Raw genomic sequence first — 12,703 nt, forward strand, 5'->3', positions numbered from 1 at the left:
TAGGTAACAGCGTCAACCCCGCAATCAATGAACCGTGACCAAACCTACAACCAACGCACCTTCTCACTCTTTTGCCAGCCGGTAACCCGCTCGTTGTAGCGTTGCTCTATCACATGGCGGCGCAATTTCAGTGTTGGGGTTACATCACCGCTTTCAATACTCCACGGTTTTGAGATCACCGCAATGCCACTGAGCTTCTCGTGCGGCTCAAGCTGATTGTTAACTCTCTCAAGATGCTCTATCAATGCCTGTGTCAGCATATCTTGCGGCAGAGTTAGTGAATTTGCTGAAAGCTGAACCAGCGCAACAGGTTGTGGCAGCCCACTGCCGATAACACAGAGCTGCTCTATGATCTCTAGCGTAATCAGCTTACCTTCTAGCAAGACTGGGGAGACATATTTACCCTTTTCGGTTTTAAAAATATCCTTCAAACGCCCGGTAATTTTCACAAACCCATCAGCATCAATTTCCCCCAAATCACCGGTATACAGCCACCCCTCTTTCAAACTCAGCGCAGTGGATATGTCATCAAGATAATATCCGAGCATCATTCCCTCACTGCGGGTGAGGATCTCGCCCTCTTCCGAAAGCATGATTTCAACGCCCTTGGCCGCATGCCCAATAGAGCCAATTTTATCGGCCCTGAAAGGATAGTTGATAGACCCATAGGCCAGATTTTCTGTCATCCCCCACGCTTCGGTAATATTCAACCCCAAACGCTGATACCAGTGCAACAATGCAGGCGCGACGGGCGCTGAGCCACAACCAAGCACTCTGGCCCGGTGCAATCCAAGCTTACGTTGGATGACATATTTGACTACCGAGCTGACTACGGGAATACCCAGCAAACGGGACAGTTTTTCTTCAGGCATTTTCTCGGTAATTCGCTGACGAAACGCACCCCACAAACGTGGTACTGAGATAAAAATGGTTGGGGCAGTAGCTTTGATATCATCAACAAAAGTATCTAATGATTCAGGAAAGGTAATACTGCATCCACCGTATAAACTTGCACCAAGAATATAAACCCGCTCAGTGATATGTGATAACGGCAGGTAAGAGAATCCACGATCATTCGGGCTGAGCTGCACGGTTTTCGCCACTGATTTTGCGGCCCAACCAAAACGTTCATGGCTGTGCATCACCGCTTTTGGGCGGCCGGTACTGCCCGAGGTGTACACCAAAGACATCAGGCTTCCACCTTCAGGCACGGGGTTCTCTTCTAGCGGAAGAAAATCATTGAGCAGCATTTTCCACTGATATTGGCATGTTACGGTCGGATATGGGAATGCAATACGAAGAATATCAGCAGAGAGCGCTTCTTCAATCGGTTCGGGGTGATCAAGTTTGCCGATAAAAATGGCTTTACTCTCGGAGTGCTCGAGCACGTAACGGATGGTTTCTGTGTTGGCGGTTGGGTAAATAGGCACACTCACAAAGCCGCCCATCATCATCGCCAAATCGGCAATAAACCATTCGGCACAATTTTTTGATAGCAGAGCAACACGATCCCCCGCAGTAAGCCCTAATCCACGCAGTGCACTGGCCATCACTCGGGCTTGCCGACCCACTTCTCGCCATGAGTAGCAGTGAAATTGTCGATTTATGGGCTGGCGCAGATAGGTTTCATCGGGGCGATGCGCTTCCCAGTAATAGAGCATGTCTAGTGGTTGCTGTTTTATTATGCTCATGCTTCCCCCAACAAAGTCATTGTTATGGCTGCGGCAACCTTGCCGTGATTACTTATTGTTATTTAACAATATAGTCACAATTTGCCGACGTAAAGCAGTTTATTAAGCATACACTCTGTAGTTTTATAGCTGGATCGTATCAAGCAGTGCAAGTGTGCAGCGTGTTATGCCTTGAACAAGGAAAGGCACTGTGAAGCAAAGATAAATACAGGTGATTAATAAAGATTGATGCTTAATCAATCTTTACGCAGATACATCATCTGTATATCTGTATATAAACCAGTTGTAACTCGCGTTCACGGCTATCGCCACGAAAAGAAAAAATAAGCGAAGAATAAATATAGTCGACTAAAAAACCCCTTTTATTCCCGCTATGAATAATACACCACAGAGTATAAAAAGGGATTTTTAATATATAACAGAGGTTTTTTATTAGCGTAATGTAAATCGTGGCCCTAGCATACGAAGAAGCACATTATTACGTAATACCCTATGATGCTTTACTACTGCTGCAACATGCAATAATACCATCAGTGCTAAAAAGATGCAGGCAATACGGTGTACTGTAAAAAAGAAATCATTAATCGGCACCGAGGTGATAGGGTTTGGTACTTCTATCATCCAAAAAAACAGATAGCTCTCTTTAATCATAAGAAAACCGGAAAAAAACACCATAAACATAGCAAAATAGATTACAGAATGTGCCATTTTGGCAATGTTTATCTGATTTTTAGGAATATTGTCCATTTTTAGATCAGGCGATACACGAAAAAAGCTCCAAACCCATCTCACCAAAAACAATACCGTACCGACACTAGCCAGTGATATATTTAAGGTAGAAAGAAAACGAAATATACGTGGGTTTGAATCTATAACTAAATGCGTGGCATAGCCTGCAAACGTTGCATAGATAATAATAATAGCCATTATCCAGTGAAGTACTCTACTCATACGATCATAATATTGCACAGTCATTTTATTTCACACCATTACTTTTTATTTTATTCACGACATTTAACTTTATAAAGGAAATACTTCTATTCAAAAAACACCTTGCAATACTGACTATGCGTTTATTTACACAATCACAAAATACAGCCATGCAGCCATGCAGCCAACGCATTGATTAATCACACCGTAAATTAGAAGCAAAGACTATTACTCCTCACGAACACCGTCAATTTACTTACTGTGATTTATTTTGAATTCAAATAAAAAGTAAAACAGAAAACACTTATTAAATTCTAAAAAGATAAAAAATGCCTGCTATTTTGCTTCTGCTTTTATAAAAACACATCCTTCCTGATGTGTTTTTTAATCGTTATGCCATTGAATTTAAAATAAATAAATATAAATACACGGCTGACATATTCAGAAAAAGTTATAAGTAGTCAGGCTCGGCGGGGTTTGCGATAATCAGAGTATCTTTTTCTCTTAACCGCTTAGGCGATGTATGTTGTACCCAATTAATGAAGTTTTTCAAACCCTACAAGGTGAAGGGGTTTATACCGGTGTACCGGCTATTTTTGTGCGTTTACAGGGCTGTCCGGTAGAGTGTAGCTGGTGTGATACCAAGCATACCTGGGCATTAGACGCAGATAAACGCGTGGCTGAAGATCAGGTTATTATGAAAACCGGTGATTCTGATCTGTGGTGCTCATTACAAACAAGTGATTTATTAGCGCTGTTTAACCAACAAGGTTACACCGCAAAACATGTGGTCATCACGGGCGGAGAGCCTTGTTTATATGATCTAAGTGCGCTGACTGCTGCATTAGAATCTGCCGACTACCAGTGCCAGATTGAAACCAGCGGTACTTACGAGGTGCGTTGCAGTGCGCAAACTTGGGTAACGGTATCACCTAAAGTGGGCATGCGTGGCGGCTGTCAGGTTCGGCCTGATGCTTTGGTGCGGGCTGATGAAATTAAGCATCCGGTCGCACGTGAAAGTGATATTGATGCGCTGGATCAGCTGTTAATGCTTATTCCTGCCGATGATAAAAAACGCGAAATCGCGCTGCAACCTATCAGCCAAAAGGCACTCGCAACCGAATTATGCATGCGTACTTGTATTGCCCGTAATTGGCGTTTATCGGTGCAAATGCATAAGTACTTGTCAATCGCCTGATGATGACTGCCTTGTGCTTTATAGCATGACAATACGGCTATATTACAGTAACGTAATTACCGCTATATATTGGCAGGATCTCCCCTGCCAATATATTTATTGACCTAATTCAACCACATTAATCGGCCATATTGATTAGCCAACCGTGGTTATTATGGGGCTATGCGATGCTCTCACCACGGTATAAACAACCTGATGTACAGGTCTCTTTAATCAAAATACCGGATAGCAGAGGTAAACGGGGCTTTAGCTGCTGCCAGATCCAGCGGGCAAGCACTTCACTGGTCGGATTTTCCAGACCGCTAATATCATTCAGGTAGTAGTGATCAAGCTGATCATAAATAGGCTTAAATGCCTGTTTTATTTCGGCAAAATCAATAACCCAGCCGGTATGCGGATCAACCTCACCGGTCACTTCCACACGTACGGTAAATGAGTGCCCGTGCAAACGCCCGCACTTATGCCCTTCCGGCACATGTGGCAGGTGGTGGGCAGCTTCGAACATGAAATCTTTGAACAAAGTGGTTGTCATCACTCTATTCCTATAATAGTAGGATAAAAAAGAAGGGGTGATGGTAGCAGAAAATACAAGCTCTGTAGTGCTGATTTACCTAGTCATCAGCACCGTGGCATGTCCTGTATGATATGCCACGGTTTTACTACTCGTGAGGGTTATCGTTGATTAATATCAATCAGACTCAATCTGCTTGGCCAGCCGCAAGCCGTTTGCAATAACCAGTAAACTCGCACCTACATCGGCAAATACCGCCATCCATAAGGTGGCAATACCCGCCAATGCCAGCGCAAAGAAGACTGCTTTAATCACCAGCGCCATCACAATATTGGCTTTCAATACATTGGCGGTGCGACGGGCATGAGCAAACAGATCAGGCAGTTTTTCCAGCTTATCTTCCATCAGTGCTGCACCGGCAGTTTCCAGTGCGGTGTCTGATCCGGCAGCCCCCATTGCAATACCCAAATCAGCCTGTGCCAACGCCGGAGCATCATTTACGCCATCACCAATCATGGCAACATGGCCATATTGTGTTTGCAGTTCGTGAATGCGTGCTAATTTATCTTCGGGTAACAACCCACCGAGTGCTAACTCAACGCCAATTTTATTGCCGACCGCTGTGGCAACGCTTTGGTGATCGCCAGACAGCATCACGGTATGAATCCCCATACTGTTTAAACGCTGAATAACCGCCTGTGCCTCATCACGGATTTTATCCGCTACGGTGATAATTCCCAGCACCGTCTGCTCAGACATCAGCAGTAACAGGCCTTGCCCCTGTGCTTCCTGCTCAGAGAGTTGTGTATCAATGTCTGCGGTCAGCACGCCTGTACGCTCCGCCAAACGGCGGCTTCCCAGCAGATAACGCTGCCCATCAACCGTGCCCTGCACACCCAAGCCTGTCAGTTCCTGAATATCCTGCGCCAATATTGTCGGCACTTGCTGCGTGCTTGCCGCATTGAGTACCGCACGCGCCAGCGGATGGGTCGAATGCGCATCAAGCGCCGCAGCCAGGGCCAGTATGCTCTGTTCGGTCAGTACAGGGTGGGCAGACAATCCGGTCTGCTCAGCAATTTGTGCCTGCTGAGAAGTGTGTAACACTGGGCATAAAATACCCGTCACCTCTGGCTCACCTACGGTCAGCGTGCCGGTTTTATCAAAGGCAACCGCCTTAATTTTTGCCGCCATCTCGAGCGGCGCACCGCCTTTCACCAGCATGCCGTGACGTGCCGACGATGCCAGCGCACTGACCAGTGTCACCGGTGTGGCAATCACCAAGGCACACGGGCAGGCAATCACCAACATAACCAGTGCGGTATACACTGAGGCTTTCAGTGTCATCAGACCAAATACCGGTAACAATATGGCTACCAGCACGGCGGCAATCACCACCGCAGGGGTATAATATTTGGCAAACTGATCGATAAAACGCTGCGTCGGCGCTTTGCTAGCCTGCGCATCCCGTACTGTACTGATAATACGGGCCAATACACTGCTGCTTGCGCTGGCGGTAGTACATACCTCTACCACACCATCGCCGTTAATACTGCCTGCAAATACCGTCGCGCCGACCTCTTTACTCACCGGCAGGCTCTCGCCGGTGATCGGCGCTTCATTAAAATGGCTGACACCGCTGCTAATCTGGCCATCGAGCGGCACGCGCTCACCGGGGCGCACGCGCACAATACTGCCTATTGCAACTTCTGCCACAGCCACTTCCTGCCATACTCCGGCGGCGTTACGCACCCATGCAGTTTCCGGTGCCAGTGCCATCAGCGCTTTCACCGCTTCTCCAGCACGGGTCAGAGACATATCTTCCAGCTTCTCTGCCACTGCAAACAAGAATAAGACCATCGCCGCTTCCGGCCACTGGCCGATAAATACCGCGCCAATCACGGCAACTGACATCAGAAAATGAATGTTCATCGTGCCGGTTTTCAGGGCGATCCACCCTTTTTTCAGGATCGGAATACCGCCACAGGCGATCGATAACAGTGCCAGCAGTGCAATCCAGATACTCATATCCGAGCCGCTGCTAAAAGCTACCGCCTCTGAACCTGCCGCAGCCAAGCCTGCCAGCGTAAACAGCACTTTTTGCTGCCATCCGGTTTTGCGTTCTACCGGTAGTGCAGCAGCCTGTGCATCTGTTAGCGGTCGCGCTTCCATCCCTACGCCGCTAATGGCTTTGATCACGGGGCTGAGATCCTCAAGATCATGCTCCATCACCATCACGCGTTCGATATAGTTGAACTCCAGCGCCGTTATACCCTCAATTTTTGCCAGCACTTTCTGAATCAGGGTTGACTCTGTCGGGCAATCCATCGCCAAAATTTGAAATTTAGTCTGGTATTTACCCGATTTCCCACCAGCAGTGCGTACAATTTGTTGTGCCTGCATGCCAGCCGAATGCCCACAGCAGACGTGCTCAGTATGCGCGTGTTCGTGTTCGTGTTCGTGTTCGTGTTCAGCCGAGTCTAAAGGCCGAATGCCGGTGAGTGCCAGTTCCGCAGAATGTTTTGATTCTGTTTTTTTATTCAGCAGACCGCTCTGTGTACTCTTTTTATCTTGGCAGCATGAGGTCATCATCTTATTCCTCCATAAATATCTTGCTATAATTTCACACCCTGTAGTTACTATAGGGTCAAGCGTTTTTGGAGGATAAAGATGAAAATTGGTGAACTTGCCCGTAGCGCGGGTGCTGAGGTGGAAACACTGCGTTTTTACGAACGTGAAGGGCTACTCTCTGAACCGCTGCGCAATGCCTCGGGTTACCGTATTTATCAGGCCCAGCATTTGTCTGAACTGAATTTTATTCTGCACTGCCGCTCGCTGAATATGTCACTGGCCGAAATCCGCCAGTTGGCGCATTACCGCAATAACCCTGCGCTGGGGTGCGTACAAACCAATGAGATGATCGACCGCCATATTGATAATGTGCATCAGCAAATCGAGAACTTAAAACGGCTGGAACAGCAGTTGATTATGCTGCGTGAGCGCTGCCCTGAAGGCCATCACAACAGCAATAATTGTGGGATATTAAAAAGTCTGGTTGCGGCCGCAGAGGGTGAACCTTGTGCCTGCCACCCTGATGAGCATACAAATAACAATGCAACGAATAACTCAACCACCAGACCCGTGAAGTAACCCGCATAGAGTAATACGAGCTCAGATCCACAGCAAAAGAGATTATCGGGAAGGATAACACAATCAATGCCCACTTAAGTGACAGGGTAACAAAATATGGGCATTTTCAGAGTTCCAACGGCTGATACAAGGTACAAGCACAATGCGCGAGTACAAATACACAAGTACAATACACCGATAAATACAACGCACCGATGTATCAGCCGTTTTAAGCTTATTTTAGATGAGCAAAGCGGCGGGCAATAAACTGATCAATCTGCTCGCGGCCGGTGGCCGGATTCATAAACACAGCTTTCTCACCCGGAATGTAAGCATAACGCCCTTTTACGTTATAGGTTGAACGCGCAATAAACTCGACCCAGTTGGTATACAGCCCAAACTTTCCGCCATCTGTAAACTGCTCACGATGCCAGTGTGCATTACGCTGCATGCGCGCCATGCTGTCGGTGTCTGTCATGCACTGCTGCTCAAAAGCAAACTCGGCATCTGGGTCACTCACCCACTGCGGGTTGTAGACTTTAAAGCCAACACTTGGCCCCTGATTTTCCGGCACCATCAGCTTCACATGGCCAACATCTTGCAAACGCTGACGGAAGTAGTTCGCATTTTGCAGACAGTGCGCCAAAATGATCTGATATCCCTCAATACCCATGTGTTGCAGTGCAGAGAATGCACCAAACATCCCCGCCGCACCGCGCGAGCACTCAATGGTTGACTGCAAATGCGTCTGCCCCTGCAAATCATGCTCAAAGTACGAGAAATTTTCCGGATCATTTTCCAGCGCATGCATATCATCTTTATTGCGGATCATCACCAAACTGGAGGTATACGGCACATATCCCCATTTTTGGAAATCCACTGTAAACGAATCGGCATATTGTACTTCACGGAAGCGCTCAACATTATGTTGAATACCGGCCAGCGTTGCGCCATTGATCTCTAGCGGGTTTGCTGCAAAATCATAGTTAAGGAAAAACAGCATTGACCAGCCCACCGCAGCATCAGCATGAATGTGCGGTTTTACGGCAATATCGTACTCTTCACACAATCGGTTACGCAGATCGTATACCGGCTTAATGCGGTCAACACCGAACGTATCGGTTGTGCCCAATGTCAGCATAATCGCCGGAATTTTACAGTGTACATCAAAGCAGGCACGCATTTGGCGCTCAAGATCGATCAGATCAATATCATTGCTTTGGGTGACTTTAATCCGGATGGTTTTATTGCGAATATCCACCCCAAGCAGTGACAGATTAGTCATGTTGGAGTAGTGCCCACCCTGCGAATTAATAATGCGGTAATCCTGATCGACGCCCATACCGTGGGTACGCGCTTCAGGCAGTGATTTACGAATGCCCAGCAGGTAGCCATACAGATTACAGAATGTTCCACCTTGTGTGAAAACACCGGTAGCCTGCTCCGGATCATAGCCCGCCAGCGTTGCCATCTGCCGAATCACGGTTTTTTCTAGATGATCAGCCATGCCTGCATATTCACAGTAGGCCAGATTCGGGTTGGCCAGTGAACACATCATCGCGCCGTATACTGCCGGATCACAGGGCATGGTAATCACGTTTTCAACTGAACTTGGGTTTTCCCAGTCTTTTGACATTGCCGCGGCAAAGGTCAGTAACGGATCAGTGCCCGCACTGGGCGGCTGCATGTGCGGCTGAATCTGGCGCATGCCGTCAATCTGCGCAAACATGGCAGCACCCTGCGGATAAGCAGCCAAACGTTCGGCAGGCGCTAAATGCTTTTGCCGAAAACCGATAATTTGCTGCAACCCCGGATCTTGATAAATCGGCCATTGTTTAGGGTCGCGGCTAAAAAACCATGCCATAACTTGTTCATAGCGATTTGAAAAATAAGAAGAAACCGTATTTTCCTGCGATGAATGCAGCAACGCATCGTGTCGAGTCATGAGTGCTTATATCCTTGAATTTACCTTTTCCCGAAAGAGGTATGGGTAGTTAATCCAGCATAATTCACTACAAATTAAGTGCAAAAGCAAAATAATAATTCATTTATATGATTAAAGTCAGACTTTAAATTTGATTAGATGGCAAAATAACAACACTTAACACCAAAAACGGTTCAGTTTGTAATATTTACCGCTACGCCCCCTTCCATACCTCATCGTAAAGAAGAAAAAGATACTGAAAACAGAAAAAACTCACCCGATGAACACAATTACGCAGAATTTATGCTTGAGTCCTGCGGATCGGCAGGTAACATAAGCAATTATCCTTGCTAGGTGCATTCAGTGCCTAAGAAAAGCAAAAATACGGAGTATGAGAATAGTATGAGCGTAATGCCTGTCGTTGATGTATTGCGTGGCCAGGCCGCGGTTGACAGTGAAGTCACCCTAAAAGGCTGGGTACGAACACGTCGAGATTCCAAAGCGGGGATCTCATTCCTTGCCGTTTATGATGGCTCATGTTTTGATCCTCTGCAGGCAGTTATTGCCAATTCTCTGCCCAATTACGAGAGTGAAGTGCTGCGCCTGACTACCGGCTGCTCAGTTGAAGTCACCGGTACTGTGGTTGCCTCTCCGGGCCAAGGCCAGGCCTTTGAGATCCACGCCACTGACGTAAAAGTGCTCGGTTGGGTTGATGACCCTGATACCTACCCAATGGCAGCAAAACGCCACTCTATTGAATATCTTCGTGAAGTGGGCCATCTGCGTGCACGTACCAATATCGTGGGCGCAGTGACCCGTGTGCGTAACACGCTGGCACAAGCAGTTCACCGCTTTTTGCATGAAAATGGCTATCTGTGGATCTCTACCCCACTGATCACCGCCTCAGATTGTGAAGGCGCGGGTGAAATGTTCCGAGTTTCTACGCTGGATATGGAAAACCTACCACTAACCGATAAAGGTGCGGTGGATTATTCACAAGATTTCTTCGGTAAAGAAGCCTTCCTGACTGTATCAGGCCAGCTGAACGTTGAAACTTATGCCTGTGCGCTGTCTAAAGTGTACACATTTGGCCCAACTTTCCGTGCGGAAAACTCCAACACCACCCGCCATTTGGCTGAGTTTTGGATGATCGAACCGGAAATTGCCTTTGCAAACCTTGACGATGCCGCAGCGCTGGCTGAAAAGCTGCTGAAGTATGTCTTCAATGCGGTGCTTGAAGAGCGTATGGATGATATGGCGTTCTTTGCCGATCGTATCGATAAAGATGCGGTTGCCCGTTTAGAGCGTTTTATCAGTTCTGACTTTGCGCAAATTGATTACACCGATGCCATCAAGATCCTCGAAACCTGCGGTAAGCAGTTCGAAAACCCCGTGTTCTGGGGTGTGGATATGTCATCTGAGCACGAGCGCTATCTGGCCGAAGTTCATTTCAAATCACCGGTGGTGGTGAAGAACTATCCGAAAGATATCAAAGCATTCTATATGCGTATGAATGATGACGGCAAAACCGTTGCCGCGATGGATGTTCTAGCTCCAGGCATCGGCGAGATTATCGGTGGTTCACAGCGTGAAGAGCGTCTGGATATTCTTGATGCACGTTTAGACGAGATGGGCCTGAACAAAGAAGATTACTGGTGGTATCGCGATCTGCGCCGTTACGGCACAGTGCCACATGCTGGTTTCGGTTTGGGCTTTGAGCGTCTGGTTGCCTACGTTACCGGTATGCAAAACGTGCGTGATGTGATTCCATTCCCACGTACACCACGCAACGCGGCATTCTGATACAGTGATTGGCGTTTAAGCCAATTTATTTCAACAGAAAACCAACCCCGCACTTTAGCGTAAAACAAAAAGCCAACATCACCATGTTGGCTTTTTTTTATGAGTGCATTCCATCAGCAAAATATGGGTTAACACCCGATAACCTGAACAGGGAAAAGTTCGCCACCATACACAGATCATTACACTCTGTAGCCTGATGCAAACACTGACACTAATAGATTCAATTAGTGACTGGCATCACACCTGCGTAAGTGGGACATTAAATGCAAAGAAAGGTTCCGGCAAAAGTACATTTACATTGCTAGCCGGAGCAATACGATACTAAATAAGGAAATAGCATGAAACGTACCGTTCTTGCAGCAATGATCCCAGCAATGCTGATGGCTACCGCTGCAAATGCCGCTGTTATTTACGATCAAAATAATAATAAACTTGATCTATACGGCTCTGTAACCGGTGACTACCACTTTGCGTCTAACCACAATGCCGGTATGTACCAGCGTGGTGATCAAAGTTATGCGCGTCTGGGCCTGAAAGGTACTACCCAGATTAACAATAACCTGCAAGGTTTCGGCCACGTTGAATACAATCTGGCAACCAACCAAGACTCTAACTTCAATGGCCCTAGCCAGCTTCGTTTAGCCTATGCTGGTCTGAAAGATGACCGTTACGGTAGCATCAGCTACGGCCGTAACTGGGGTGTATCTTATGATGTAACCGGCTATACCGATGTACTGCCTGAGTGGGGCGAAGATACCCAAGGTTATATGCCTGAAGCAACCAACAATTACAGCGGTTCAGCACCGACTCTGTTTGGTAATGGCCGTTCTGATGGTGTTCTGCAGTACCGCAACAACTGGGATAACTTCAATTTGGCGCTGCAACTGCTGGCACCAAATGATTCCTACGATGGTGACTCATCTAACCACAACTATTCACGTATGGTAGAGAACGGTACTGGTTACGGTATCGCAATGAGCTACGATCTGGATATGGGTGTAACATTGGGTGCAACCTACAACAATGCGCGTAAATCTGATTGGCAGAAAGAGAACATTGCCAACGATAAAAATGCACAATTGTGGTCACTCGGTGCAAAATACGACGCAAATAACGTGTATGCTGCCATCAACTATACCCAAACTAAAAACCAAATGGCATACAGCATGAGCCCGTTGGGTGGTGCGAATATTGGCGATACTGCCAATAGCATTAACGACAATGCCTTTGCTTCCACCAGCCAAGCGGTATTTGCAGTTGCGCAATACAACTTTGACAACGGCCTGACTCCAAGCATTGGTTATGCGCAGGGCTGGTTACGTCAACCAAATGGTTACAACGGCAACCAAAACTACAGCAAATATGTAGACTTAGCGCTGACTTATAACTTCAACAGCAATATGAATGCGTTTGTTGATTATAAAATTAACCTGCTCGATAACAATGACTACACCGCAAACAACGCGCTATATACTAACAACGTAGCGGCGGTTGGCCTGCAATATACATTCTAATTCTGG

General features: G+C 47.0%; 9 protein-coding genes. 4 read left to right on the forward strand and 5 right to left on the reverse strand.

Annotated features, from left to right (window positions below; all coding sequences use genetic code 11):
• Positions 1-44 precede the first annotated feature (44 nt).
• Positions 45-1,691, reverse strand: a complete 1,647-nt coding sequence (locus AC1HDJ_RS10095) for an AMP-binding protein (RefSeq protein ID WP_479535606.1) — start codon at positions 1,689-1,691, stop codon at positions 45-47.
• 432 nt (positions 1,692-2,123) lie between these two features.
• On the reverse strand, positions 2,124-2,666 hold the full coding sequence (locus AC1HDJ_RS10100) for a cytochrome b (protein WP_479535608.1): 543 nt from the start codon (positions 2,664-2,666) through the stop codon (positions 2,124-2,126).
• Between the two features lie 478 nt (positions 2,667-3,144).
• Between AC1HDJ_RS10100 and queE the strand changes: the two genes are divergently transcribed.
• Positions 3,145-3,819: a 7-carboxy-7-deazaguanine synthase QueE gene (gene queE, locus AC1HDJ_RS10105; RefSeq protein WP_479535610.1), complete on the forward strand. Its 675-nt coding sequence runs from the start codon at positions 3,145-3,147 to the stop codon at positions 3,817-3,819.
• Between the two features lie 160 nt (positions 3,820-3,979).
• On the opposite strand, the gene queD is transcribed toward queE, so the two are convergent.
• Together queD and AC1HDJ_RS10115 are read right to left on the reverse strand one after the other, a co-directional pair.
• Entirely contained in the window at positions 3,980-4,354 is a 375-nt protein-coding gene (queD, locus tag AC1HDJ_RS10110; protein ID WP_479535612.1) for a 6-carboxytetrahydropterin synthase QueD, read from the reverse strand.
• 153 nt (positions 4,355-4,507) lie between these two features.
• Positions 4,508-6,919 (reverse strand): heavy metal translocating P-type ATPase, encoded by a 2,412-nt coding sequence (locus AC1HDJ_RS10115; RefSeq protein WP_479535614.1) that lies wholly within the window; start codon positions 6,917-6,919, stop codon positions 4,508-4,510.
• A gap of 78 nt (positions 6,920-6,997) precedes the next feature.
• Between AC1HDJ_RS10115 and AC1HDJ_RS10120 the strand changes: the two genes are divergently transcribed.
• On the forward strand, positions 6,998-7,477 hold the full coding sequence (locus tag AC1HDJ_RS10120) for a Cd(II)/Pb(II)-responsive transcriptional regulator (RefSeq protein WP_479535616.1): 480 nt from the start codon (positions 6,998-7,000) through the stop codon (positions 7,475-7,477).
• A 214-nt stretch (positions 7,478-7,691) separates the two neighbouring features.
• Here the strand turns inward: AC1HDJ_RS10120 and AC1HDJ_RS10125 are convergent, their stop codons facing one another.
• Positions 7,692-9,401, reverse strand: coding sequence for a pyridoxal phosphate-dependent decarboxylase family protein (locus AC1HDJ_RS10125; protein ID WP_479535618.1), 1,710 nt, complete (start codon positions 9,399-9,401; stop codon positions 7,692-7,694).
• Between the two features lie 381 nt (positions 9,402-9,782).
• Here AC1HDJ_RS10125 and asnS point away from each other — a divergent pair, with 381 nt between their 5' ends.
• A complete protein-coding gene (asnS, locus tag AC1HDJ_RS10130) occupies positions 9,783-11,183 on the forward strand; it encodes an asparagine--tRNA ligase (RefSeq protein ID WP_438624088.1) in 1,401 nt (466 codons plus the stop codon).
• Positions 11,184-11,521: 338 nt separating this feature from the next.
• Positions 11,522-12,697, forward strand: a complete 1,176-nt coding sequence (locus tag AC1HDJ_RS10135) for a porin (RefSeq protein ID WP_479535621.1) — start codon at positions 11,522-11,524, stop codon at positions 12,695-12,697.
• Positions 12,698-12,703 lie beyond the last annotated feature (6 nt).

The organism is Plesiomonas sp. ISS29, assembly GCF_056522795.1.